This window comes from Caballeronia udeis, assembly GCF_001544555.2.
GTDB lineage: Bacteria > Pseudomonadota > Gammaproteobacteria > Burkholderiales > Burkholderiaceae > Caballeronia > Caballeronia udeis.
In genome coordinates this window covers 73,363-99,253 of record NZ_FCOK02000018.1, presented here as the reverse complement: position 1 = coordinate 99,253, position 25,891 = coordinate 73,363, and the positions used below count along the sequence as shown (strand labels likewise).

The window sequence follows — 25,891 nt, the reverse complement described above, 5'->3', positions numbered from 1 at the left end:
GACTATGCGAGCTTGGCGCGACCGTTGCTGATCACCGTCGCTCTGCGCGCCAGCACGGCGGCTTCGAAGGACACCGTATCGTTGTCCAGCCATAAATTCATCGTGATCAACTCACCGGGGAATACAGGCGCCGAGAACCGAACCGAGTATTGGAGAATGCGTGCTGGATCGTAAGCACAAAATGCTTTGAGCACCGCGCGGCACGTCATACCGTACGTGCACAATCCGTGCAAAATTGGCGCTTCGAAGCCAGATGCACGTGCAACGCCCGGGTCCGCATGCAGCGGGTTGCGGTCCCCGCAGAGCCGATAAAGTAACGCCTGGTCGCGACGCGTCGGCAATTCGATCGTCGCATCGGGCTTGCGTACAGGTACGGCGCCAGCCGGTCGCGTGTCCTGCGGCCCACCGAAGCCGCCATCCGCCCGAGCGAACGCGGTACGCGTGATGGTCGCAATTCGTTCTTTCGACTCTGGGTCCGTCAAGACGGTCTCTCGCTCAATCACCGCCCCCTTGCCAACGCCCTTGTCGTAGACCGCCACTACCCGGCTATCCGCCACAACCGAACCGCTGACCGGGATGGGTCGATGCAGCGTTAACGCCTCGCCCCCATGTAATGTCCTGGCGCGATCGAGCCCGATGCGCTCTGGCGAGATGCCAGCCCCCCAGGCTGCAACGGCAGCGAAAGTAGGCATCGCGTGCAATCCTTTTTCGTAGACGAATGGCAATTCGCTTCGATCGAGCGGATCAGAACCCATGCCGACAGCGAGCGCATAGAGCAGCGTATCGCGGTCAGTCCAGGAAAAGCGCCGGCCTTCTTCCTTGAGGTCGAGTACTGCGGGGTACTGGATTGGCATCGACATGTCCCTTCTTCAGCTTTTCTGGACAGGGCCATAGGCATTGACGAAATTCAGATCTCGCTCGGGCAGCATCACCTTGCCCGCTGCGATCGCTTGCGCCAGTCCCTGCGCATCGAAGTGTTCAGGCGGCACGAGACCGGGCCCCGTTTCCATCCGAATCTCGCTGACATAGCCGCCGCCCGCCAGCAGCGTTTTGCCGGTTTGCTTCCCGGACAGGCCACTGACCATGTACAGCAGTACCGGTGCGACGCGCTCGGCGGTGAACACCTTCTTGTACTCGTCGGACACCAGGCCGTCGGTGAGCTGGCTCGCTGCCGCCGGGGCTATTGTCCAAACGCGGATGCCGTATTTGAGCCCTTCCTGTGCGAGCGAATTCGAAAATCCCCAGATACCAGCCTTGGCCGACCCATAGTTGGTCTGCCCGAACTTCCCACGCAAACCGGAGGTTGATGTCGTGTTGACGATCACACCACCACGCCCGCTTTCCTTTAGGTGTCCAAAGACTGGCCGCGTCACGCAGTAGGTTCCCTTCAGATGAACGCGAATCACTGCATCCCAATCTGCCTCTTCCATCTTCAGCAGCGACTTGTCGCGCAGGATACCGGCGTTATTCACCAGGATATCCACCTTGCCAAATGCTGCGAGCGCATGCTCAAGGATGCTTTCCCCTCCCTCCACGCTCCCCACATCGGCCACGCTCACAGCCGCTTTGCCGCCTTTCGCACGAATGTCCGCTACCACTTCTTCGGCAGGCGCCTGCGCATAATCATTTACGACAACAGCCGCGCCCTCTTGAGCAAGCAACTGCGCATACGCGCGGCCAAGGCCAGCACCCGCACCGGTCACTACCGCGACCTTACCGTCCAACAAACCCATTTCGTTACCTCATCTTTTTCACAAGACGGAACTGTGATGCGCTCCAAACCCGCACCACATTCCGTTCTTCATCTCGAGTCGTGGGTCTGCGGCCAATCAACCTGCCTGAATCTCGATTAGCTGCGTCTGGGTAAATTCGTTCAAGCCGTCTTCGCCAAGCTCGCGGCCGTATCCGGAACGCTTGACGCCACCGAATGGGCCGTCTGAAAGCTGGGTGCCGGCACCACCGTTGAGCGTGACGCCGCCGGTGCGAATCGCGCGCGCCATTTCGAACGCGCGGCCCACATCGGCACTGACGATGCCTCCGCGCAGGCCGAAGCGTGAATCGTTCGCGATGGCAACTGCTTCGTCATCGGTGTCGAATCCGATGACGACGCCGACCGGCCCGAATATCTCGTCCTGCGCAATCGCCGAACGGCCGTCGACGTCATCGAAAAAGGTCGGCTCGTAATAGAACCCTTTCGTAAGATGCGGGGGACGTCGACCGCCTGCCATTAGCCTCGCACCGCTTTCCAGCCCGAGCGCGACATAGCGTTCGACACGCTCTCTCGCGGCAGCGCGGATCAGAGGTCCCATTTCGGTGTCTGCGGCGCGCGGATCGCCGACTTTCACCGATCGCGCCATCGTGGCCAACTGATCGACGAAGTCACGGCGGATCGAGTTGTGCACGAGAACCCGCGTGTTCATTGCGCACCCTTGCCCAGCATGACTGGTGAATCCGCGCAGCGCCTGGGACAGCGCCATTTTCAGACTGGCGTCGCTACGCACGATCAGAGCCGACTTGCCCCCCAGCTCCATAACGAGCCGCTTCAAGGTCGGGGCGCTTTGCGCAGCGATTGCCGCCCCTACCTGATCAGAGCCTGTGAAAGTCACCATGTCAACGCGGACGTCGGAAGTGAGCCGCTCGCCGACTTCCAGTCCGCCAGTGATGACGTTCAGCACACCCTTAGGCAGACCGGCCTGCGCCGCCGCGCCAGCCAGCACGAGTCCCTCGAACGGTGTGTAAGGCGAAGGCTTTAACACCACGGCATTACCCGTGACTAGCGCAGGTATGACTTTGACCAGGTTCAGAAAATACGGGTAGTTGTAAGGCGTGATCGCTGCAACGACGCCAACCGGCGCCCTCACGACGAACGCAGTGCCAAGCACAGTGACACTCCCCGCGCCGAGCGTCAGTTCCGGAGCGAGCGCCTTCACGTCTTCACGCACACCGAGTTCCAGAAAGCGTCGAAAATGCTTCATTGGAATGTCGAACTGGCGAGCCTTCGCATTCGATTGCACCGAGCCCGCCTCGAGCACGATCAACTCGCAGATCTCGTCGGCCCGAGCTTCAAGCACGTCATACATCTTCTGCAGACACGCGATGCGCTCTCGGGCACTCATCCGTGGCCACGGCCCGGCGTCGAACGCTTCACGTGCCGCGGCAATGGCGGCGTCCGCGTCGCGCACGCCGCCAACGGCAACCTCGCCAATCGCTTCTTCGGTGGCTGGATTTATAACCACCTCGCCGCGTTTCTCTGTTGGCGGGACGAACGCACCGTCGATGTATATAGCCCCAGGCTGCTGCAATGGCAAATTCAAGACCGCCCCCTTCTCTCTTACCGAAAGATTCATCTGCTCCGGCGACACCGCGCCATTGTCCGAAAGTCACTGCGGCTAAGGTGCAATACACAGTAACTGCGCCTGACTGCCAGCGAACCGAGAAGACGGTTAGACATGCGACAGAATTTTTTTGATGTCAGCTGACGTCACTGGTTTGTCCGAGCCGGCGGAAGGATTAAGCCCTCCGCGCGATAACGGCTGCGTATCGACCCCCGCCGCGAGCGCACGCAACGCACCAACCGTGCAATTCTCGCGCCCTAAAATCGAAAACGGATCAAAGCTGAATTCGCGCATCGCGTTCAGGTGCGTAATCTTGTTGATGTCGGTGGACGGGAGCGCGCGGATGCTCTGCCAAAGGTGCTCTGGGGAATTCGGCCACGTTGCGTCCGAGTGCGGGTAATCTGCTTCCCAGGTAATCATGTCGATACCCACATCCTGCCGGTTGCGCAGGCCAAACTCGTCGTCAATGAAGCAGGTGATGATGTGCCGGCGGAAGACATCGCTGGGTTTATCTTTGCCGAAGTTTGAGCGAGTCCAGGCGCTGTGCTGTTGGTAGGTAAAGTCAGCACGCTCCAGCAAATAGGGAATCCAGCCAATCCCGCCCTCGGACAATGCCATGCGCAGCCCGGGATAACGACGCCAGAAACTGGCAAACAACCAGTCCGCGGCAGCATTGGCGATAGAGATCGGCATCGACGTAATCCAGGCATCGATAGGCGATTCCTCCGACGGATAAGGCGCATTTCCGCCGGACCCGATATGGCAGCAAATCACCACCGCGTTTTCCTCGCACACCGCCCATAGCGGTTCCCAGCAGTCGTTGTGCAGGCTAGGCAGTCCGATCATCGAAGGGTTGTCGGGAAAGGTGATCGCATGGCAACCCAATTTGACCAATCGTTTTACCTCCTCCACTGCCAGCTTCACATCCCACAGCGGCAGCATACCAAGAGGAATAAAGCGTCCGGGGTGCTTGCCGCACCAGTCATGAAAATGCCAGTCGTTATAAGCCTGGATGGTGGCCAGCGCCAGATCCTTGTCCTGCATCTTCTGAAAACGCGCACCGGCAAAACCGGGAAACGATCCAAAACAGATGGAGCCAACTACACCGTTCGCGTTCATATCTTCGACACGAGCATCGACGTCGAAGCAGCCCTTTCGCACCTGGTCAAACGAAACCGGCTCAAAGCCATATTCCTCCTTAGGCCGCCCAGCAACTGCGTTCAGCCCAAGACCAGGAGCGCGCTGACCCTCCACCACCCAATGATGAGCGCCGTTCGTCCCGCGCACCACCTTTGGCGCTAGATCCTTGAACGCTGGGCGGATGTGACGCACGAACATGTCCTCGGGTTCAATCAGGTGGTCGTCAACGCTAACCAAAACAAGATCTTGCAGCTCCATTTGCGTCTCCTAGTAGGACTTCGTCATAATTAACTGACTTTCGTTCATTTTATTTAACTGATGTCACGCTGTCAATGTAGTGTTTATAGGTAGATAAAATAGGGTGAAAAGCGCCAAATAGCAATAGACAAAAACTGACTGTTCGTCCATTATTACAAAAAATCCCAAGCACGAACGGCACCGGCTTTCCATTTCGACAGGCTTCGCGGCAGCCCCGCTGCTTGGGATTTTTCGGGGATCGACGGATGGGCCGACGAGTCCCGTAGACCAACCCGCGCGGCTCCTGCGGGCCAACGAACGCGAGAAGCTTGAGACGACAGCATATGAATGAGCAAAAGACCTGGTCCCTCGGTACGCAGGACACCGTAACCGCAGCGTTGGCCCGCTCGGCGGCACAGTATCGCGACCGAATATTTCTCGATTTCAGCGGCGAACTGCATAGTTACGCCGATGTTGATCGCGAGTCCACGCGACTCGCGCACGGTCTGATTGAGCTTGGTGTCAAGAAAGGGGAAACCGTCGCTAGCATTCTTGACAACAACATCGAGGCAGTATTAAGTTGGTTCGCAATCAACAAGGCAGGCGGCATCAGCGTGCCAGTCAATACAGCCTATAAGGGCGAATTTTTGCGGCATCAGTTGAACGACTGCGGCGCTAAGATAGTGATCGCGGAGGCTGATTACGCGCAGAGGGTAGCTGACATTGAAAGCGGACTTTCGTCAGCTACCGTACTTTTGCAGCGAAGCGGACCATTGGTTCCCGCCTCTATTCTCCAGACAGCAGAACTGGCCTCCGTTTTCACCGATTCCAGCGAGCCGCTTGTCGACACAAACTCTCCGACCGACCTGTCGATGCTGATTTATACCGCCGGTACGACCGGTCCATCGAAGGGCTGCATGATCAGCCATAACTATGTCTGCAACCTCGGCAGACAGGTGGTTCAGATGGAAGACCGGCACAGTGAGGATTGCAACTGGACGGCGCTTCCGCTATTTCATATGAACGCGACTGGAGGAACCATACTATCTTGCATGTTCGTCGGTGCACGAGTAGCGATCTTTCCACGTTTTTCAGTATCGCGCTTTTGGCCCGACATCCGACGTAGCGGTGCGACAGTCGCCAGCCTGCTGGGTTCGATGATCACCTTCCTCGCCGAAGCAGAAGATAGCGAAGCATCCACAGCATGTTTTGGTCAATTGCATACCGTTCGCGGCTCGCCGTTTCCCGCCCCGCTGCAGAAAAAATGGAAAGAACGTTTCGGAGTAGAGACTGCGGGGTCGAACAGCTACGGACTGACCGAGGCAGCGCGCGTGGTTACAGGGATGCGCTCCGATGAGTCCGCGCCGCCAGGTTCCTCGGGGCGCGCGAACGAGGACTTCGATGTGCGCATCTTTGATGACAACGACAATGAATTGCCGCCCAATACGCCGGGCGAGATCGTCATTCGTCCGCGCCGCCCGCATATTATGTTCGAAGGCTATTGGAATCGCCCCGGAGACACGCTGAAAATCATGCGCAATATGTGGCTGCACAGTGGAGACATAGGCAAGTTCGATGAGAACGGCTATTTTTATTTCGTTGACCGAATGAAGGACTACCTGCGGCGCCGGGGCGAGAACATTTCAAGCTTTGAGGTGGAAACAGGATTACGCGCTCATCCGGACATTGCAGACGTGGCTGTGCACGCGGTGTTCTCCGAGTCTGGGGAAGACGATGTGAAAGCGACGATCGTCCTGAAAGACGGCGCCGGCATCACGGAAGAAGATATTTGTGTGTGGGCAATCGACCGCTTGCCCTATTTTACAATCCCACGTTACTTCGAGTTTCGCTCTGATCTCCCGCGAAATCCCGTGGGAAGAGTACTAAAGTACGAACTGCGTGCCGAGGGTTGCACCCAGGCTACGTGGGATCGGGAGAAAAGCGGCATGCAGGTCCCGAAGCGATAGGCAAATCGGCCAAGCTGTTGGGGTAATTCAGCACATCAGAATCAGAGAGCCAAAGATGCCTGACGAAGCGCACGCCACAAATACCGTAATAGTCGGCGCCGGCCACGCGGCAAGCGAAGTGGCGGTATCGTTGCGGCAAAAGGGATATACGGGACGGCTGCTCCTGCTGGGCGAGGAACCCTACCAGCCCTACCAGAGACCGCCGCTGTCCAAGGGTTACCTATCCGGCGAAGCGGATGAGCAGGCGCTATATCTGAAGCCGACGAGCATATATGAAAAGCTGGGCATAGACGTTCGCACTAGCGTCCGAGTTGTCAAACTGGACCCTGCACACCAGATAGTTACGCTCGCCGATGGAGCCGAAGAACCATATGACAAGCTTATACTCGCAACCGGGGGGCGGCCGCGCCCCTTATCGTTGGCACATGAAGCAAAGAGCGTCCAGCGCCTGTCGAATCTTCATTACCTGCGCACAATCGACGATGTTAATAGTATTCGGCGTCAGTTCAAGCCCGGCTTCAGGCTCGCCATAATAGGCGGCGGCTATATTGGACTCGAAGTGGCCGCTATCGCCAGCCGACAGCGCGTGCACGTGACGGTTCTGGAAGCGTTGCCGCGCGTCCTGGCGCGCGTCACCGCGCCCGAGCTGTCTGCTTTTTACGAACAAGTGCATCGGGAAGCGGGTGTGGACATTCGCACATCGGCACAGCTAGAACGCCTCGAACTCGACGCCTCGGGCGATGCGGTCAAGACTATCGTCTGCGCCGACGGCACCGTCTTGACTACAGATTTTCTGATCGTTGGGATTGGCCTCATTCCCAACGTGGAGCTCGCACAGGAGGCTGGTCTCACGGTGGACAATGGCATTGCAGTAGATCAGTCCGGCAGAACGTCCGACCCGAATATTTTTGCGATCGGCGATTGCTCCAGCCGCCCGAGCGCGCTTTATGGGAGGCGAGTCAGGCTCGAATCCGTGCCCAACGCGCTCGAACAGGCTCGCTCCGTTGCCGCCGCTCTATGCGGCCAACCCTGCCCAGATGAGTCGGTGCCGTGGTTCTGGTCCGATCAATACGATCTGAAGCTGCAAATGGCAGGGCTTTCGCACGGTTACGATACCCTCGTAGTCCGCGGCAAACCTTCAGCGCGAAGCTTCATTGCTTTCTATCTGAAGGAAGGGCGGATTATCGCCGCGGATGCGGTGAATTCGCCGGCTGCGTTTATGCTCGCAAAGCGAGTCGTCGCCAAACAGCCGCTGATCAATAACCGTAGCGCCCTTGCGGACGAGACGATACCTCTTCAGAGTGTCTTTTCCGACGCAGCCCAATAGATTTTAACGACGCTTGAATCATGCCCACGATCAAATTTATTGAACATAACGGTACCGAGCATGTTGTTGAAGAGGACGTTGGCCGCTCGCTGATGCAGGCGGCCGTTGACCATTGCGTACCTGGCATCGTTGCCGACTGTGGTGGAAGTTGCAGTTGTGGAACCTGTCACTGTTATCTTGACGAAGCGTGGCTCGTACATGTTCCCGAGTCCCAGAGCGATGAGCAGTCTCTTATCGAGGGATTGCTCGATGTCAGAAGCGGTAGCCGGCTGAGCTGTCAGATCAAGGTCACACCAGAGCTCGACGGCTTGGTAGTACGATTGCCAAAGTCACAGTTCTAATGCCGTATCGAGCCAAGCCACTAATTGGCCTCCATGGAGACACCGATGAAAATAATCGTCGACCGTTCTAGATGCGCCGGACATGCGCGTTGCGCAGCAGTCTCTGATTCACTGTTCGAACTCGACGAAAGCGGCTACATTTCGTTCGACGAGAAACTCGTTCCGGACGGCATGGAGGCGTTGGCGCGCCGGGGCATGCGCGCCTGCCCCGAACGCGCGCTGACTCTTGATGACGACACCGCACCTGACAAGAAATGACAATCCGCCCCCGGACAAGCGTGGAACGGTATAATCACAACTGACACGGGGTCATTAATTGACCGTCGTCTTCAGCAAGTAGCGCGATATTAGGGCATAGCGACATGAAAACGACCGATCTTATTCAGTCAGCGGAAATATCTACGAACGAAATCGATGGCCGGAAGGGTTCACGGCCTCGGAACCTTTACGGGCAATCGATTGGACGAAAAGGTGCCGAGACCCGCGAGCGTTTGATTAAAGCAACGGTCGAGCTATTGGAAAAGCGATCCCTGCGCGACGTGAGCGTCGCAGACATTACCGCAGCCGCCGGCACCTCATCATCGGGGTTTTACATTTACTTCTCCGACGTCGCGGCCGCCGCGCTAGCAGTTGCAGAAACGATCATCCAGATCACGCCCGAAATCGAGGTGCTTCTCAGTAAAGAGTGGACCGCGGAAAATGCAGATGCCAACGCGCGTGCGCTAGTCAGTGCTTACGTGAATTTCACTCGTCAGCACCACGCAATTTTGCGCGTTCGGAACCTCGCAGCCGACGAGGGTGACCGGCGCTTCGAGGAAGCGCGCCATAAGGCGGTTGCCCGTATTCACGAGCTGCTCACAACACGCATTGAGGCCGCAAATAACGGACTAGATCCGTCATCAGGCGCGTCTGCTGTGCTCGCGCTAATGGAGCGAATCAGCGCGATTTCCCGGCTTCCGCTCAGACGTCATCATTCGCGCCCGAAATTGATTTCCTCCGCAGCTTTCCTGGTGGCGAGTGCGATGGCCCCCGCTAAGCGCGTTACGACCTGAGGCAACATGGAGATTCTCGAACGTCGAACTGCAATCAGTGGCATCGGCCTGAGGCTCGCCGGACGCCAAACCGGCCAGAGCGCATTGCAGCTCACGCTCGACGCCATTGACGACGCCCTCTCCGATGCCGGTCTGGGTTATGACGACATCGACGGATTGAGTTCGTGGCCCGGTATATCGTCGACTCCAGGCATGGCGCCGGTTACCCTACGTGAAATCAAGGAGTCGCTGGACCTGAAACTCAATTGGTTTGCGGCCTCTCCGGAGGCGCCCGGCCAGCTTAGCGCAGTCATGAATGCTGCGATGGCAGTCGCGACTGGGCAGGCACAGCATGTAATTTGCTTTCGCACACTTAGCCAGTACTCCGAACAAGTTAAGGCGCGCAGCCGAAAGACGGCAGACACCGCAGAGGCTTCCCGTGTGGATGGCCTGATGTCGTGGATTCGGCCTTTTAACGGCCTGTCGGCTGCGCATCCACTTGCACTGGTCGCGACTCGCCATATGCACGAGTACGGTACTACCCGGGAACAGTTGGGCGCCATCGCGGTCAACGCCCGCCGCAACGCGATGGTTAATCCGCTCGCGCTATACCGCGAGCCCATGAACCTTGACGACTATCTAGCGGCCAGAATGATCACCGAACCGCTCTGCCTGTACGATTGCGATGCGCCAATCGACGGTTCGACCGTCATCATCGTCTCGAACCTCGACGCCGCCAAGACGTTGCGCAAACCTCCACTGCGTATAGAAGCCATGAGCGGCGCTCTATACGGACGCAACTCATGGGATCAGTTCGACGACCTGACGAGCATGGCAGCTAATGATGCCGGACGGCATCTGTGGACGCGCACCGGCCTCAGACCCACAGACATACAAGTTGCAAACTTATACGATGGCTTCAGCATCCTGACCCTGATCTGGCTCGAGGCACTGGGATTTTGCGGCAAAGGGGAAAGCGGTGCTTTCGTGGAGGGCGGCTGGCGCATTGCTCGCGATGGCGAACTCCCCCTCAACACCGGCGGCGGTCAATTGTCCGCTGGCCGGTTGCACGGCTTCGGCTTGTTGTGGGAAACCTGCATCCAACTTTGGGATGAAGGCGGTGATCGACAAGTCGCCGGCAAGCCGGAGGTTGGTTTAGCTGCGGCAGGTGGCGGTCCCCTCGCCGGCTGCATCCTATTGACCCGCGTTTAGCGGTAATGCGCACCCTGCCGCATCGCGGGCGCTGTAGGAGAAAGACAACCGTCTTACGGAGCAAGCATCTCGGCCAGAGTCGCGACGTCATCGAGATTGTCCAACGCGTCGACTGCCTCGACAATGCGCACAGCGTGTTCATCGTCCGCAATTCCCGAAACAAGCCCACGGAATTTGGCATTGAGCTCACCGTCTGGAGCAGAACACTCGGGCAACCCGCGAGGAGTAAGCTGACCTCTTCACCTCTGCACCACTTGGTCGTATTCCATGGTTCCAGACGGGTCACTGGCGGCCACACTCAGCGCGTGCGTGGCCTGCCCGGCATCGAGCTCGAGCAAACGCGCTGCCGCGCCTACCGCGCCGAACACACCGGCGACCTTGGTACCAAGCCAACCGAGGATCAGCGTACCCTTGTGGATCAGCATACCTATAACTGCTGCGTCGTCATTTTATATGATGCACCTCGGATTACTCAATGGACCCGAGAATTCAGTTTTATAAGCTTCTTCACGAGAGAATAGTTCACAATAGTTGACGTAGCGTCATCTTTTTGCGAGAATGAATTCAATAGGTGCGAGAGCCTTGTCAAGCCGCGCCGCCTGCCGCCAAAAAACTAAATTCGAGACACTGGAGGACCAGCAAATGCATGTGACGCGGACAACTGAACGAACAGAATCGAGCCAACCGGGCATACCTGACCATGTTCCGCCTGAACTCGTGCGGGCGTTCGATTTTCGGACCGACCTCGGCAGTTACCCGCATTCGACTGTGTCCGAGCTACATAGCGGGCCGCGCATCTTCTTTTCACCCATCCATCACAATGCGATTCCCGGTCCGGGCACTTGGGTGCCGACCCGCGCGGAGGACATCCGTGCAGTCCTGCAGGACGCCGCAACTTTCTCGAGTGCCGTTTCGCGTTCGAATTCTTCGCTAAGATTGATCCCGCTGGAAATGGATCCACCCGAACACTCGAAATTTCGGGCGATCATGAATCCGATCTTCTCGCCCGCACGTATGAAGACGTTGGAAGAGAAGGTCCGTAACAGGGCAAAGGAACTCGTCGCGGCGTGTTACGCCAAAGGCGCCTGCGATTTTGTGGAAGACTTTGCCAAGCCTTTTCCTGTCGGCATATTTCTCGACATGATGGGCCTGCCCATGGACAACATGGGCCGCTTCATGGAATGGGAAGCGCTGATCATGCGGGACAAGTTCACGCGTGCGGGGGCGATGCAGCAGGTCGCAGCGTATTTGCAGGAATTGGTTGAAGACCGCCGTAAATCACCGACTGACGATCTAATCAGCTTTGCCGTCACTGCGAAGGTGGACGGGCGTCCTCTGACCGACGCTGAAGTCACTGGCATGTGCGTGCTGCTCTTCATTGCTGGGTTAGACACTGTTACAAGCAGTTTTTCTTACCATTTCCGCCACCTTGCGGAAAACCCCGCCGACCAGGACAGCCTGCGTCACGATTTCTCGCTGATTCCAACCGCGGTAGAGGAGCTGTTTCGCGCCTTCGCGGTGGTCAACACAAACCGCTATGCAACTCGGGACGTCGAGTTGGCCGGAGTGCTAATCAAAAAAGGCGATAACGTAACTTGCTCGACCATCCTTGCCTCGCGAGATCCTCGCGAGTTTGAAAACCCGAACAAGGTTCAGCTAACCCGCAGCCCAAATCCGCATAACGCGTTCGCATACGGGCCTCATCGCTGCCTTGGATCCCACCTCGCGCGCCGCGAAATTATCACGGGTATCGAGGAATGGCTCACGCAGGTACCGCCCTTCAAGGTAAAGCCCGGAGCAGAAATTGTGACTCACGGCGGCGGTGTGTTCAGCATGGAATCCTTGCCGCTGATCTGGTGAGCGTGTCAGTCAATGTGGAGCGACCGCCCATGACTCGCCACTCGGCCCAGACGTCGCCCCAGCATCGGACCAGCCTCGTCCGGTTTGCCGGAAAGGGAGGTTTGGCGCTGGCCGCGGACGTCGGCGGTGACCCGAACGGCATACCAGTGATACTGCTACCCGGTGCCGGCCAAACCCGTTATGCGTGGCGACATGTGGCCATGCGGCTAATCGCGCAGGGATGTCACGTGATCTCGCTCGATCTGCGCGGTCACGGCGATAGTGCCTGGGCCGCCGATGCGGATTATTCGATCGGAGCGTTTGTCGACGATCTGCTCGCTGTGCTCGCAACGCAGCGAGATCCCCAGATTCTGATCGGCGCTTCAATTGGCGGAATCGCGTCGCTCCTTGCGGTCCAAAGACAAGTGTTGCCTGCCGTGCGCGGGCTGGTCTTAGTTGATGTGGTTCCGACTATGCAGCGCGAGGGCCTCGATCGAATCCGCGGTTTCATGACGGCCGGCGCGACAGGCTTCGCGACTGTCGATGAAGTTGCTGACGCCGTTGCGCTGTATCTTCCTCATCGGCCGCGGCCGAAATCAAGCGCGAGCCTGGCTAAGAATTTGCGACGAGGACCTGACGGCCGATGGTACTGGCACTGGGATCCGGCCTTTCATGCCGGCTCCCAACAACGCGCTGAAGAAGGCATGTTTGCGCAGATGGAGCGCGCAGCCGCTTCCATCAGTGTTCCGACGCTGTTGATTAGCGGCTCTCTGAGCGAAGTCGTCGATACTGAAGGCGCGACCCGATTGCTGAACCTGATACCACATTGTCAGTGGGTCAACGTTCAGAACGCGGCTCACATGGTCGCGGGCGACCAGAATGACGTCTTCAATAGCGCGATTGCCGATTTCGTCACGCAGGTGCCGAAGCAAGCCGCGGACAAGTAGTCATGAATTCCCTCGACCTCGAACATCTGCGCAGTTGGATCGGCCGCCGCGAGACACGCACCGAGCCAATAACCTCTGCACCTGCGACATTACTCGCCGCAACTCTTGAACGCTCGGATATCCGTACTGGCCCCGGCGATGCTTTGCCGCCTCTCTATCAGTGGCTGTATTTCCTGCCCGTATGTCCTCAGTCCCAGATCGGCAGCGACGGACATCCGGCTCGAGGCGACTTGCTTCCTCCTGTCCCTCTGCCTCGACGGATGTGGGCTGCAAGTACGATCGCTTTCAAGCACCCGCTGGCGATAGGCGATATCGTGACGCGCTGGACCGAGGTTGTCGGCGTAGGCCTCAAGCACGGCCGAAGCGGGCCGCTTGTCTTCGTGACACTGCGCACCGTCCACTCGGACAGCCAAGGACGCGACGCCATCGAAGAAACCCAGGAGTTGGTGTACAGGGGCCATCCCAGCCAGGCTGACCCATCCCCCGCGCCGGCAATCGCACCGCGCGACGAACATTGGTCACGCGCCTTGGTTGCCGACCCTGTGCTGCTGTTTCGCTATTCGGCTCTCACCTTTAACGCCCATCGCATTCATTACGACGTCGAATACGCACGCGAAAGTGAGAGATATCCCGCGCTCGTCGTGCACGGTCCGCTGACCGTTACGCTGCTTCTGGACCATCTTCAGCGCAACCTGCCCGACAAGCGCGTCGTCCATCTCGCGTTTCGGGCCGTGCGCCCACTTTTTCAAGGCAGGCCGTTCGACCTCTGCGGACAGCTTGCGGCAGATGGCAAGACCGTCCAGCTTTGGACGCGTGACGATCACGGCGCCTTATGCACCGACGCCGTTGCGCAAGTCGAGTAGTACCTAATTCCAAGGATAGGCCTCCCGTGCAATATCAGAACGAGCAATTTCAGGAAATACGTGATGGGATACGCTCCCTGTGCGCGGGTTTCCCCGACGAATACTTTCGCCAGATCGACGAGCAGCGGGGATATCCGGAAGCGTTTGTCAACGCGCTCATGGGTGCCGGATGGCTCTCGGCAATGATTCCAGAACAATACGGCGGATCTGGGCTAGGGCTTTCGGCCGCGACCGTGATCATGGAAGAAATAAACCGATGCGGCGGCAACGCAGGTGCCGTGCACGGCCAGATGTATAACATGAGCACCCTGCTTCGTAACGGCACCGCCGAACAGAAGGCTCGCTACCTGCCGCGAATCGCCGCAGGGGAACTGCGTATCCAGTCGATGGCCGTCACCGAGCCCACGACCGGCACCGACACGACCCAGTTAAAAACCACGGCAGTCAAGCGAGACGGCCGCTATGTCGTGAATGGACAAAAGGTCTGGATATCACGCGTGCAGCATTCGGACCTCATGGTCCTGCTAGCGCGTACAACACCACTGGCGGAGGTCGGAAAGAAGTCCGAAGGCATGTCGATTTTCATCGTCGACCTGAAGGATGCAATGAAGCAAGGCCTTACCGTTCGACCGATTTCCAACATGGTCAATCATGAAACGAACGAGTTGTTCTTCGACAATCTCGAGATCCCCGAGGAAAATCTGATCGGAGAGGAAGGCAAAGGATTTCGCTACATCCTCGACGGTCTTAACGCCGAGCGTACGCTGATTGCCGCCGAATGCATTGGCGACGGCCGCTGGTTCGTCGAACGGGCGACCCGATACGCCAACGAGCGGATCGTCTTCGACCGGCCAATCGGCAAAAACCAGGGTGTGCAGTTCCCAATTGCGCAGGCGTACATCGATGTCGAGAGCGCCGACCTGATGCGCTTTAAGGCGGCGCAGTTGTTCGATGCGCACCAGCCGTGCGGAGCGGAGGCCAACATGGCCAAATATCTGGCAGCGAGAGCGTCGTGGGAAGCCGCCAACGTATGTTTGCAGACCCATGGTGGCTTCGGCTTCGCGTGCGAATACCATGTCGAGCGAAAATTCCGGGAAACGCGCTTATATCAGGTCGCGCCCATCTCCACCAACCTGATATTTAGCTACGTCGCTGAACACGTTCTTGGCTTACCGCGATCCTTCTGAGAGACCTATGCCACTTCAAAGCCCCTCATCTGCCCTCCCAGACATTTCGGACCAGGAAGTTCCGCGCGGCGGTTTGATCGATTCCTTTCCGCTGTCCGGCGGGTCTGTAGCGCGGTGGAGTCGATCCCGGCGTGCGTGCGTCCTGATGCTGCTGTGCGTGGTCGTGGCAGTCAACCTCGCGGATCGGCAATTAATTACGATCCTCATCGGCCCCATCAAGCATGAATTCCATGCCAGCGACACGCTGATGGGACTCCTGACAGGTATGGCCTTCGCAGCAATCTACATAACGGCCGCATTGCCAATGGCCTACCTGTCAGATAAAGGCACGCGGCGGTCCGTCATTGCTGCGTCTGTCGGCGTATGGAGCCTGATGACCATGCTGTGCGGCGTAACACAATCGTTCGCCCAGCTCGCGATGGCCCGAATGGGCGTCGCGTTTGGCGAGGCTGGCTGTAACCCAGGCTCGCATTCGATCATTGCCGATCTCTATTCTCGACACAATCGCGGAAAGGCAATTGGACTGTACAACGCGTCAGCTTCCATCGGTATCGGCCTCGGGCTCTTCGCCGGCGGCTTGCTGATGACACATTTTGCGTGGCGCACCGTTTTCTTGATTATCGGTGCTCCCGGCCTTTTACTCGCCATATTTATCCGGTTCGTGGTATCGGAACCTCCACGCGGAATGTCCGATCCCGATCTGACAGTGGAATCAAGGCCGCCATTTCGGGAAACCCTCAAATGGTTAGGCAGACTCCGGGCGTTTCGTTTCCTTGCGCTTTCGTCGATGACATGCGGTATCGTCAACTACGGCATGCAGTCGTGGGCCGCAACGTTTTTTATGCGCGTCCATGGTGTTGCTGCGCAAGAGCTCGGCACCAAACTCGGAAGTGCTTCGGCGATTGGATTGTTGGCGGGCACGATCGGCGCCGGTGTAATCGCCGACCACCTTTCACGTAGGGATCTGCGCTGGTACATGCGTATCGCGGCAAGCGGTATGTTGCTGGCGGTTCCGTTCGGCGCGGCATTCCTGCTGACGCCAAATCGCAACCTTGCGTTCGCCATGTACGGATGCGCGATCGGGTTCCTCTCAGTCTGGGCCACGCCGATTCACGCATTGACGCAGACGGTTGCCAAGCCGCGAATGCGCGGCCTCGCCGCTGCTATCGTGGCATTCTTCCTGAATGTACTGGGCTACGGCCTGGGGCCACTCCTCGTCGGTGCTTTAAATGATCATTTGCAGCCGGAGTTCGGGGATAGTTCAATTCGCTACTCGCTTTTGATCTTGCTCGCAGGGGCCATCGGTGCAGCGGTTGTCTGCTTTTCCACCAATCGCACGCTGCTTTCGGACTACGAGCGCACGCAGGCGCCCTTTCCGCCCTTGGCCCCCCCGAACAGTGCGGTCATCTCAATCAAGCAGATCATCAAATGACATTGTCCGCAACGTGTTGCGCCACGCAGGCGCGCTCTTATCTGTTCGTACCGGGTGACCGCCCGGAGCGCTTTAAGAAGGCTTTTGACGCCAATGCCGACGCCGTCATCCTGGATCTCGAGGACGCGGTCTCGCTGGATAACAAATCGGCCGCACGCGATGCGATCGCCAACTTCGTCACGCCGGATCATCACGCTATTGTCAGAATCAACGCAATCGGCACGGCGTGGCTGGCAGAGGATCTCGCGCTATGCAGGCATCCTGGCATAGCAGGTGTGATGCTTCCCAAGACGCAATGCGCGGATGATGTGACCGCCGTCGCCGCTCAGGTCGGACGCGACATCGCGATGCTGGCGTTGATTGAAACCGCCCAGGGCATGGCCAATGTGAACTCGCTCTCACAAGTACCGGCGTTGCGGCGTCTGGTATTCGGTTCGATCGATTTCCAGCTCGACATGGGCATTGACGGAGACGATATGGAACTGTTGCCGTTCCGCTCGCGGCTCGTTCTGGCTTCCCGCTGCGCGAACCTGCCGCCGCCCTGCGACAGCGTCACCACGGCGATCAATGACCCGCAAATGCTCGCGAAGGATGCATTGCGCGGGCGGCGGCTTGGTTTTGGCGCCAAGCTTTGCATACACCCGCGGCAAGTCCAGGTTGTCAACGAGACGTTCAGCCCTGATGCCAGCGCGTGTGCCTGGGCGAAGCGCGTTCTGGAAGCGGCGGCCAATGCGCGCGGTGCGGCTGTCGCGCTGGATGGCGAGATGATCGACCGCCCCGTTGTGATCAGGGCGCAGCGCATTGTCGAAGCCGCTCGTCTGCGTTGACCGTGCCGCATCCACAGCCATCCCCGCAGTTGCCAGATGCGAGCATCAGCGTTGAACGAATCGCGCAATTGAAATCGCGGGATATCCGGACTAACCGTCATCAGGAGGACTCATCTCATGCACACGCCCCTGCCAAACCCGGACATCGCCTCCGACAAGATCCTCAAGTTCGATTTTTTTGCGGTAGAACCCATCGACGGCGACATCCATCTTGGCTGGAAGAAACTCCACGAAGGCCCGGAGATTTTCTACACACCGCTCAACGGCGGCCACTGGGTGTTCACACGAGCCGAGGACATTGGTGAAAGCTGGCGAGATTCTGAACGCTTCTCGAACAAGGGCGTGGCGATGTCGCGCGAAGAGCGCGAGATGCAATTCTTTCCGGGAGAGGCGGACGCACCGGACCACACGTTTTACCGTAGTCTGTTGCAACCCTTCTTTTCGCCCAAGGCCGTGCAGCAACTCGAAGCAAACATGCACGGGTTGAGCCTGGAATTGATCGACGGGCTGGTGAGCCGCGGAGGCTGCGAGTTCCAGTCCGACGTCGCCCAGCGGATGCCGATCTACATCTTTCTGGCTATGATGCAGTTGCCGCGGGAACATGCTGAAGTACTACTGCCGGCCGCCGACTGGCTGTCGCGCGATCCCGACCCGGAATCGTTCATGCGCGCCGTGAATGCGATGATGGGCTACCTTCAGGAACGCATTGCCGAGCGAGAGCAAAAGCCATGTGACGATTTCATTAGCCGGCTGCTTGCTGCACGGGTCGGCGACCGTCAGACAACGCGGCACGAGGTCCTCAGCATGACCGCGAATGTCATGTTCGGCGGCCTGGACACAGTTGTTTCGTCAATGGGCTTTTTCATGAACTTCCTGGCCCGCCATCCTGAACATTGCCGCCAGTTGGTCGAGGAGCCGGACTTGATTCCGGATGCAGTGGAAGAGCTGTTGCGGCGGCACGCGATTGCAAATTTTGGCCGAATGGTGACACAAGATTTCGAATTCAAAGGCTTCCCGATGCGTGCAGGAGACCTCGTACTGCTGCCCGCCGCGCTCTACAACCTCGACGAACGGAAATACCCCGATCCAATGGCGGTCGACTTTCGCAGGTCAAACAAGGTACACATGGGCTTTGGGACCGGAATCCATCGTTGTCTTGGCGCGCAGCTTGCCCGCATCGAGCTGCGTGTTTTTCTGCAAGAGTGGCTCTCCCGCATTCCAGTGTTCCGTATTGCCGATGGTGCGAAGGTCGTCGTGAAATCCGGCCGTATCAATGCTGTCAAGGAACTGCCTCTGCAGTGGGACCACTGACCGGAGGCTAACGCAAACGCTTGCCACAGGGCTGGTCGCCGGAATTTCCGGTGACCAGCAATCTACATCGGCCACAAGACTGAGTACCGGACACAGCCTCGTTTCGTCAAGACAGCAGGACACCCCCGTCGACCACGATTTCGGACCCCGTAATGAACGAGGCGTCCGACGACAGCAGGAACGACACCGCCTTGGCAATCTCGACCGGCTCACCCATCCGTTTCATCACCGTCAGTGCTGCGATGGCATCGGTCTGTTCCTTCGCCCCCCGTGTCAGCGGAGTCGAGATCGGCCCGGGCGACACTGCGTTGACACGCACCCCACGTGTTGCGTATTCGATCGCCACTGACCGGGTGAGTCCGAGCACCGCGTGCTTGCTTGCGGTATACGCGTCGAGCCGGCGCAAACCGAGGTGCCCGTAGATCGAAGCCGTGTTGACCACCGCTCCGCCACCGGCTCTCTCGATCGCCGGCAGTTGGAATTTCATGCCATAGAAGACACCATCGAGATTCACGCCGATCACCTTGCGCCACTCTTCTGCGTCGACGTCCGCCAGCGCCTCGAACCTGCCACTGATGCCCGCGTTATTGACTGCGTAGTGCAGCGCGCCAAAAGCGTGTTCGGCCTTCTCCACGATTGCCTGACTCTGCTCCAGCACGGACACGTCGGCACAGAAAGCGAGCGCCTCGCCGCCCTGCTCACGGATCGCGCGCGCCACCGCCTCCGCGTTATCAGCTTGGACATCGACAACCAGCACGCTGGCGCCATTCAGCACGAGATCCTGGACCACCGCCTCGCCAATCCCACCCCCCGCGCCTGTCACCACCGCTACCTTGCCTTCGAATTTTTTTGACATCGGTGTCTCCTGAAAATTGATGTGTCATCCGGATCGGTTCGCCAACGCCGGCCTCATCGCAGCGCGGCAACGATCTGTTCGGTACTGCGAACCAGGCCGAGCAGGGGAAATATAGTGTGAGCCGCGAATTCGTGCATCCCCGCGCTCACGCTGCTGATCGCATCTTCGGCGAATATGAGCTGGTATCCCAGTTCATAGGCAGCGCGTGCTGTCGACTCTACGCCCATGTTGCTTGCGACCCCCGCCAGAACCAGCGTCTTGATGCCACGGCGGCGCAGTTGCAGATCAAGCTCAGTGCCATGAAACGCGTTCCACTGGCGCTTGGTAATCACAATGTTGCCCGGCGATACAGCCAGATCGGCCGACAGATCAGCCCAGTCTGGCGGCAACCCGCCCGGCGGCATGGGTAGCGGCTGGTCCACCTGCTGCGTCAGCGCATCGGCGAAGTTGTCCGCCCACGCGACACGCGTGAGCACCACCGGGGCGCTCACCTCGCGAAAACGCCGGGAAAGGCGCACACCATTCTCAAGCACCGCGCTCGCCGTATACGGCGCAAACGGCACCCGCAGAATGCCCTCCTGAAAATCAACCACGACAAGCGCGGCGTGTTGAATGACGAGTTGCTCCATAAGTGCCTCAAAGAAGTGGGTCCTGCCGATTCCGGAACGTTTCACTTGCCATAAGACGGCTCTAAATTGTCTGCGGCAGGTTAACAATAAATGATTTATCGTCAGTTGTGTAGTCTGATTTCCTATAATTTGATTAGCCGATATTTCCCAGTAAGATGTAGTTTCTAGCTAGCGAAAGCCAACGAAATAGTTTTTCAAATAGCTGATATAGTATCATTTATAAGAGAATTCTTTTTCGCCTGGCGGCAGCTTCGGGCATCGCGACACGAATGGAGACAAGAGATGACATTGGACGTGGGCTTCATAGGACTCGGCAACATGGGCGAAGGCATGGCGTCGAACCTGGCGAAAGCCGGCTTTCCGCTCGTGGTCAGGGATATCCGGCCGGAGCCCGTCGAGCGGCTCGTCGCGTTGGGGGCGTCGGTCGCCGACAGCAATTACCAGTTGGCAACGCGCTCAAAGCTGGTCTGTATCGCCCTGTTCGATGAGGCGCAGGTGCACGCCGCGTGCTTGCCCGACGACGATGATCAGGGCGTGTTCGCCGGCCTGAAACGCGGCAGCATAGTCGCGATACATAGCACCGTACCCCCGCGATTGACTCAGCAACTGGCGGTACAGGCCTCTGAACGCGGCATCGAACTTCTCGACGTGCCAATGACAGGCGGTGGCGATACCGCTGCCCGCGCCGGCAAGCTGACGTTCTTCGTGGGCGGTGACGCCTCCGTCCTTGAAACAGCACGCCCGGCGCTGGCGGCAATGTCGCAGCACCTGTTCCATGTCGGCGGCGTGGGCGCAGGTTCCACCACGAAAATCCTCAGCAACTTTATGGCCATCTCCAATGTGCTGTTGGTACGGGAGGCGCTGCGGCTTGCCCGCGCGGCCGGCATTGATGAAGAACGCTGGCTGTCGGTGATCAATGCCGGTGGCGTCGGCTCCAGCTGGGTCAGCAACAACTGGGCGCGCATCCGCGAACAGGAGGACAACTACACCACCGGCTCGGCTGGCATGGTCGCGATGTCGAGCAAAGACCTGCACCTTGCCCGCGAACTCGCGCGCGACCTCGGCGCCCCGATGCCCACCCTCGACCACCTGGTCGACCACGCACTGCCGGAGCTGGGAAGCCATGGTCTTACGCGCTGATCCGCAGGCCTTGCCCGACGGTGGGATAACCGCCGGCAAGCTATGCATAGGAGTCGACGTCGGCGGCACGTTCACCGACGTCGTTCTGTCCGACGGCAACCGGGTCTGGCGTGCGAAGGCGGCCTCCACCACCGGGGCGCTCGGCCGTGGCGTGATCGCCGCCTGCCGGCTGGTCGCGCGACGCGCCGGGCTGGACATGGAGGTCATGCTGTCCCGGGTCGAACGCTTCGGTCTCGGAACGACCGCCGTCACGAATAGCATTGCATCGCGCACCGGGCACAAGGTCGGGCTCGTGACAACCCGCGGATTCGAAGACCTGGTGCCGATCGCCCGGGTGCGCCGGGTGCCGCGCGACGGCTGGCTTGTACCTCCCGATTCGTTGATCGAGCGTGACTGGATCGTTGGCGTCGACGAACGCATCGACCGCGATGGCGACGTGCTTCAACCTCTCGACGTACAGCAGACCGTGGCCGCGGCGCGGCACCTGCACGAGCGTTTCGGCATCGAAGCGCTGGTGGTGTCGTTCCTGTGGTCTTGCGCCAACCCCGCGCACGAGGCTGCGGCGGTTCTGGCGATTCGCGAGGCATTGCCGCACCTGCCGGTTCTTTCGGGAGCCGCGCTGTATCCCGTGGCGCGCGAATACGAACGGACCACATTCGCGCTGCTCAATGCCTACACCTCGGGGTCGCTCGACGGGATCGACGAACTGGTCGACGAACTGGAGCGACTCGGCTTGCCGCGCGCGCCGCTTCTCGTCCATTCGGGCGGCGGCTCCATTACTGTTGCCGAAGGCCGCAGCACGCCGGCGGTGCTCGCCGAGTCGGGGCCGGCTGCCGGCGTAGTCGGAGCGCTCGCAGTCTGCCGCGCTGCGGGCGTGGAAGATGCGGTGGCCTGCGACATGGGCGGTACGTCATTCGACATGGCGATCGTGCGGCACGGCGAGCCGATGCGAAGAACCCGCGGGGAACTCATGGGCATATGGACCGCGATGCCGATGGTGGACATTGAGTCCGTCACCGCCGGCGGGGGCTCCATTGCGTGGATCGATTCGCTCGGACTGTTGCGCGTCGGGCCGCGTTCGGCGGGCGCCTATCCGGGCCCTGCGTGCTATGGACGAGGCGGCACCGAACCCACCGTAACCGACGCGCTGGTCGTGCTCGGATATATCGAACCATCGCGGTTTCTGGGCGGCGACATGACGCTCGATTTGGAGGCAGCCACCGCAGCTTGTGAACGTCTCGCGCACCGACTTGGCTCGGACCCACGCCAGGTTGCCTGGGGCATTCACGAGATCGCCAAGGTCGAGATGGTGCGGGCGCTGCGCGCGCAGTTTGCACAGCGCGGACTGGACCCTTCCGGCCATGCAATCGTAAGCATGGGCGGATGCGGCGGCCTGTTCAATGCCTTGATCGCCCGGGAGCTTGGCATACAGCGCGTACTAGTGCCCGAGCTGACCTCGGTTCTGTCAGCCTTTGGCGCCGCCAACGCCGATATCAGGCGCGAGCGCAGCCGCAGCGTGGACCTGCCCTTGCCTTGCGACGCTGCGCGGGTCGAAGCGAGGCTGTCTGAACTGGCCGGAGCCGTTCAGGCCGACCTTGCCGCCGACGGTATTGCCGAATCCGACCGCTCGGTCAGCTTCGAGGCCGACCTGCGCTTCATGCGACAACAATCAGAATTGACGATCGACTGTTCAGCAGGCTTCGACCTCGCGCAGCAACAACGCATCGTCGAGGCGTTCAAAGCCGAATACGGCCGCCGCTACGGACAGGGTGCGCTGGTCACAGGTACACCCGTCGAACTCGTGACGCTGCGCGCTATCGGACGCGGTCGAACGGTACGGGCGGGGCTCACCCACCATGCCAGCGACCCAAGTGTGGGGCCGGCGCCGGTTGTCGGCACGCGCAGCGTGTATCTCGGTGCGCAAACGGCCGCACTGCAGGTAGACGTGATTGCCGGCGCCGACCTGCTGCCTGGCCAGACGCTCGAAGGGCCGACGCTGATCGACAGCGTCGACACCACGATCTGGATTCCCCGCGATGTGCGCGCCGTCGTCGACGCGCACCGCACGATTACCCTCGAGGTGCCGAGATGAAGGCAGCAACAGACTCCGAGTTCGATGCAATCGCACTTGAAGTATTTCGCACCCGGCTGCAGGCCGTGGCCGAAGAAGGCGCGACGACCATCGAGCGCACCGCATGTTCGCCGACGATCGCGGAATCGCGCGACTGCTCGTGCTCGCTGCTCGACGCCAAAGGGCGGCTGATCGTCGGCGGCGGCGCGGTCGCGCATCATTTCGGCGCATGCAGCCACGCGGTGCGTTTCACACTCGCCCAACATGGCGACAGCATCGGCCCCGGCGACGTGTTCATTGCCAACGATCCGCATAACGGAGGCGGCCTGCACTACATGGACGTGGTCGTACAGCGGCCGATCTTTCACGACGGGCAGTTGATCGCCTGGGTAGCGAATTCCGGTCACATGATCGATGTAGGCGGCATGACCTTCGGCTCGTGGTCGCCCGCTGCCACCGAGTGTTATCAGGAGGCGCTGCGCCTGCCACCGGTGCGGCTGTTCCGCCAGGGCGTGGAAGAGCGCGACGTCTGGGCAATCCTGCGCAACAACATCCGCGTGCCCTTGCTCGTCGAGATGGACATCCGAAGCCTGGTGGCCGGGTGCCAGGTCGTGCACGACAAAATCTCCGCGATGGCCGAAACATCGGGAGCAGCGCGCTTCACGGCCGGCGTGCAGGCGTTGCGCGCCATCGTCGCACGCGAACTGCGGCGCCGGATCTCACTGCTGGAAGATGGGGTCTATCGATTGACGACCTGGACCGAATGGGAGGACGAGCGCTACAAGGTGCCTTGCAAGCTCACCATCGCGGGTGAAAGCATGGTGTTCGACTTCGAAGGCGCCGCGGCGCAATGCACGCATTTCTTCAATTCGAAGCCACATGTGATCGAATCGATCGTGATCAGCGACGTCACCGACGTGCTCACTCACGACCTGCCCTTGTCGGCGGCAATGTTCGACGCGATCGAGGTGCGTTGCCCGCCCGGCACGGTGGTCAATGCCGCTGCGCCGGCGCCCACAGCATCGGCGCATTTCGATGTCGCGCTGAACGCCAGCATGGCCGCCCACCAATGCCTGATGATGGCGATTGCCATCTCGGGTGACGCAGCACCAGGACGGCACCTGCTCTCCGGACCCGTTGCGCCGTCGTGCATGGGCCTGCATACCTGGGCGTATCGTGATGCGGGCGGCGCGCAGGATGGCTGGCTGATGATCGATGGCGCGATGGCGGGTGGATCAGCGGGGCACGACCGTGACGGCTATGACCTGTTCAGCTTCATGGTGGCGCGCAAAGCTATCATTGAATCGGTGGATATCGAATCGTTCGAATCGCGCTACCCGGCTCTCGTAACTGCAAAGCGGCCACGCGTCGGCGCTGAAGGAGCCGGCCGATACCGCGCGGGGGCTGGCTGCCAGATGGCCTACAAGCCGCACAAGACGGCGTCATGGACCGGCGTGATGCTCGGCATGCGCGAGCGCCTGCCCCTGCCCGGCTTCGCGGGCGGCATGCCCGGGGCAACTACCCAGTTCTCGTTACGCCGCGCCGATGGTCGAGTGGAAGCCGTGTCGGGACACGCCGGCGCGCTTGTGGTGGGCGATGACGAGTTGTTCGAGTTTCGCCTCGGCTCTGGCGGCGGTTTTGGCGATCCGATCGAGCGCGACCCGGTTGCGGTCGTCCGTGATCTCCAACAATCACGCATCAGCGCCGATGAAGCCGCATCCGTCTACGGCGTCGTGCTGGATGCGACGCAGGTTGCGCCGAACCTCGACGCAACGCTTGAGTGCCGCGCTCGGATGCTGCGCGACCGCCTCACGAGAGCCCAACCGGCAACAAAACCGCCGGTGACGCGGGATCTACTCCCGTCAGCCAGGCGCGGGCGCGGGCGCTTGCTTTACCCTGGTGTCGAACATCACGATGGCGTGGCCTATGGGGTGGCCAGCGGAACGCCGTTGGCGCGAGCGCCAGATACGTGGAGCGACGGTTGCCCGACGCTCGAGGAACGACGTGAAGGACAGGTCGTCCTGCGCCACTATCTCGACCCGGCAAGCGGGAAAGTGCTGCTGGTCGATGCCACGCTGGAAGGCGAACCTTGCACGATCGAGTCACGGCCGAAACATTGGCGGCGCGTGAAATCGTAGTCCCGGCAAGTTGAAAAGTGCCTGACGATACGGGTCGGGCGCAAGGCGTGTTGCCTCCAGC

At 59.8% G+C, this 25,891-nt stretch carries 23 protein-coding genes; 16 read left to right on the top strand and 7 right to left on the bottom strand.

Going from position 1 to position 25,891, the window contains the following annotated elements; translation table 11 throughout:
• Positions 1-2: 2 nt before the first annotated feature.
• From AWB69_RS15325 to AWB69_RS15310, 4 genes are all read right to left on the bottom strand, one after another.
• Positions 3-860: a MaoC/PaaZ C-terminal domain-containing protein gene (locus AWB69_RS15325; RefSeq protein ID WP_197500243.1), complete on the bottom strand. Its 858-nt coding sequence runs from the start codon at positions 858-860 to the stop codon at positions 3-5.
• Between the two features lie 9 nt (positions 861-869).
• Positions 870-1,733 carry an SDR family NAD(P)-dependent oxidoreductase gene (locus tag AWB69_RS15320; protein ID WP_062086085.1) on the bottom strand — a complete coding sequence of 288 codons (864 nt, stop codon included), beginning with the start codon at positions 1,731-1,733 and terminating at the stop codon, positions 870-872.
• 96 nt (positions 1,734-1,829) lie between these two features.
• Positions 1,830-3,347 (bottom strand): aldehyde dehydrogenase family protein, encoded by a 1,518-nt coding sequence (locus tag AWB69_RS15315; protein ID WP_082913419.1) that lies wholly within the window; start codon positions 3,345-3,347, stop codon positions 1,830-1,832.
• A gap of 96 nt (positions 3,348-3,443) precedes the next feature.
• Positions 3,444-4,733 (bottom strand): amidohydrolase family protein, encoded by a 1,290-nt coding sequence (locus AWB69_RS15310; RefSeq protein ID WP_062086083.1) that lies wholly within the window; start codon positions 4,731-4,733, stop codon positions 3,444-3,446.
• A 323-nt stretch (positions 4,734-5,056) separates the two neighbouring features.
• On the opposite strand from AWB69_RS15310, the gene AWB69_RS15305 reads away from it, so the two are divergent.
• The 6 genes from AWB69_RS15305 (at position 5,057) to AWB69_RS15280 (ending at position 10,590) form a co-directional block, all read left to right on the top strand.
• Positions 5,057-6,679, top strand: coding sequence for an ATP-dependent acyl-CoA ligase (locus AWB69_RS15305; RefSeq protein WP_062086081.1), 1,623 nt, complete (start codon positions 5,057-5,059; stop codon positions 6,677-6,679).
• A gap of 55 nt (positions 6,680-6,734) precedes the next feature.
• Complete coding sequence (locus tag AWB69_RS15300; RefSeq protein ID WP_062086079.1) at positions 6,735-8,006, top strand: NAD(P)/FAD-dependent oxidoreductase; 1,272 nt, start codon at positions 6,735-6,737, stop codon at positions 8,004-8,006.
• 20 nt (positions 8,007-8,026) lie between these two features.
• A complete protein-coding gene (locus AWB69_RS15295; protein WP_062086077.1) occupies positions 8,027-8,347 on the top strand; it encodes a 2Fe-2S iron-sulfur cluster-binding protein in 321 nt (106 codons plus the stop codon).
• Between the two features lie 45 nt (positions 8,348-8,392).
• Entirely contained in the window at positions 8,393-8,605 is a 213-nt protein-coding gene (locus AWB69_RS15290) for a ferredoxin (protein WP_062086075.1), read from the top strand.
• A gap of 104 nt (positions 8,606-8,709) precedes the next feature.
• A complete protein-coding gene (locus AWB69_RS15285; protein WP_062086073.1) occupies positions 8,710-9,399 on the top strand; it encodes a TetR/AcrR family transcriptional regulator in 690 nt (229 codons plus the stop codon).
• A gap of 6 nt (positions 9,400-9,405) precedes the next feature.
• Positions 9,406-10,590: a thiolase family protein gene (locus AWB69_RS15280; RefSeq protein WP_062086071.1), complete on the top strand. Its 1,185-nt coding sequence runs from the start codon at positions 9,406-9,408 to the stop codon at positions 10,588-10,590.
• A 239-nt stretch (positions 10,591-10,829) separates the two neighbouring features.
• On the opposite strand, the gene AWB69_RS15275 is transcribed toward AWB69_RS15280, so the two are convergent.
• Complete coding sequence (locus AWB69_RS15275; protein WP_062086069.1) at positions 10,830-11,015, bottom strand: MmgE/PrpD family protein; 186 nt, start codon at positions 11,013-11,015, stop codon at positions 10,830-10,832.
• Between the two features lie 157 nt (positions 11,016-11,172).
• Between AWB69_RS15275 and AWB69_RS15270 the strand changes: the two genes are divergently transcribed.
• The 7 genes from AWB69_RS15270 to AWB69_RS15240 all read left to right on the top strand — a co-directional run bounded on the left by AWB69_RS15270 (position 11,173) and on the right by AWB69_RS15240 (position 18,996).
• Positions 11,173-12,450 (top strand): cytochrome P450, encoded by a 1,278-nt coding sequence (locus AWB69_RS15270; RefSeq protein WP_197500242.1) that lies wholly within the window; start codon positions 11,173-11,175, stop codon positions 12,448-12,450.
• A gap of 29 nt (positions 12,451-12,479) precedes the next feature.
• Positions 12,480-13,376 carry an alpha/beta fold hydrolase gene (locus tag AWB69_RS15265; RefSeq protein ID WP_062086065.1) on the top strand — a complete coding sequence of 299 codons (897 nt, stop codon included), beginning with the start codon at positions 12,480-12,482 and terminating at the stop codon, positions 13,374-13,376.
• A 2-nt stretch (positions 13,377-13,378) separates the two neighbouring features.
• On the top strand, positions 13,379-14,239 hold the full coding sequence (locus AWB69_RS15260; RefSeq protein ID WP_062086063.1) for an FAS1-like dehydratase domain-containing protein: 861 nt from the start codon (positions 13,379-13,381) through the stop codon (positions 14,237-14,239).
• Between the two features lie 26 nt (positions 14,240-14,265).
• A complete protein-coding gene (locus AWB69_RS15255; RefSeq protein ID WP_062086061.1) occupies positions 14,266-15,426 on the top strand; it encodes an acyl-CoA dehydrogenase family protein in 1,161 nt (386 codons plus the stop codon).
• Between the two features lie 145 nt (positions 15,427-15,571).
• On the top strand, positions 15,572-16,858 hold the full coding sequence (locus AWB69_RS15250) for a spinster family MFS transporter (RefSeq protein ID WP_062086059.1): 1,287 nt from the start codon (positions 15,572-15,574) through the stop codon (positions 16,856-16,858).
• Positions 16,855-17,685, top strand: coding sequence for an HpcH/HpaI aldolase/citrate lyase family protein (locus AWB69_RS15245; RefSeq protein ID WP_062086057.1), 831 nt, complete (start codon positions 16,855-16,857; stop codon positions 17,683-17,685). The genes AWB69_RS15250 and AWB69_RS15245 overlap by 4 nt, the downstream gene beginning before the upstream one ends.
• Positions 17,686-17,802: 117 nt before the next feature.
• On the top strand, positions 17,803-18,996 hold the full coding sequence (locus AWB69_RS15240) for a cytochrome P450 (protein ID WP_062086056.1): 1,194 nt from the start codon (positions 17,803-17,805) through the stop codon (positions 18,994-18,996).
• A 106-nt stretch (positions 18,997-19,102) separates the two neighbouring features.
• Here AWB69_RS15240 and AWB69_RS15235 read toward each other — a convergent pair whose 3' ends face one another.
• Together AWB69_RS15235 and AWB69_RS15230 are read right to left on the bottom strand one after the other, a co-directional pair.
• The gene (locus AWB69_RS15235; RefSeq protein ID WP_062086055.1) at positions 19,103-19,852 is read right to left on the bottom strand and encodes an SDR family NAD(P)-dependent oxidoreductase; all 750 of its coding nucleotides are present in this window, start codon (positions 19,850-19,852) and stop codon (positions 19,103-19,105) included.
• A 53-nt stretch (positions 19,853-19,905) separates the two neighbouring features.
• A complete protein-coding gene (locus AWB69_RS15230; RefSeq protein ID WP_062086054.1) occupies positions 19,906-20,481 on the bottom strand; it encodes a hydrolase in 576 nt (191 codons plus the stop codon).
• A gap of 282 nt (positions 20,482-20,763) precedes the next feature.
• On the opposite strand from AWB69_RS15230, the gene AWB69_RS15225 reads away from it, so the two are divergent.
• The 3 genes from AWB69_RS15225 to AWB69_RS15215 are packed head-to-tail and all read left to right on the top strand — an operon-like array spanning position 20,764 to position 25,830.
• Positions 20,764-21,621: an NAD(P)-dependent oxidoreductase gene (locus AWB69_RS15225; protein WP_062086053.1), complete on the top strand. Its 858-nt coding sequence runs from the start codon at positions 20,764-20,766 to the stop codon at positions 21,619-21,621.
• The gene (locus tag AWB69_RS15220; protein ID WP_062086052.1) at positions 21,605-23,713 is read left to right on the top strand and encodes a hydantoinase/oxoprolinase family protein; all 2,109 of its coding nucleotides are present in this window, start codon (positions 21,605-21,607) and stop codon (positions 23,711-23,713) included. Before AWB69_RS15225 ends, AWB69_RS15220 begins: the two co-directional genes overlap by 17 nt.
• On the top strand, positions 23,710-25,830 hold the full coding sequence (locus AWB69_RS15215) for a hydantoinase B/oxoprolinase family protein (protein ID WP_062086051.1): 2,121 nt from the start codon (positions 23,710-23,712) through the stop codon (positions 25,828-25,830). Before AWB69_RS15220 ends, AWB69_RS15215 begins: the two co-directional genes overlap by 4 nt.
• Positions 25,831-25,891 lie beyond the last annotated feature (61 nt).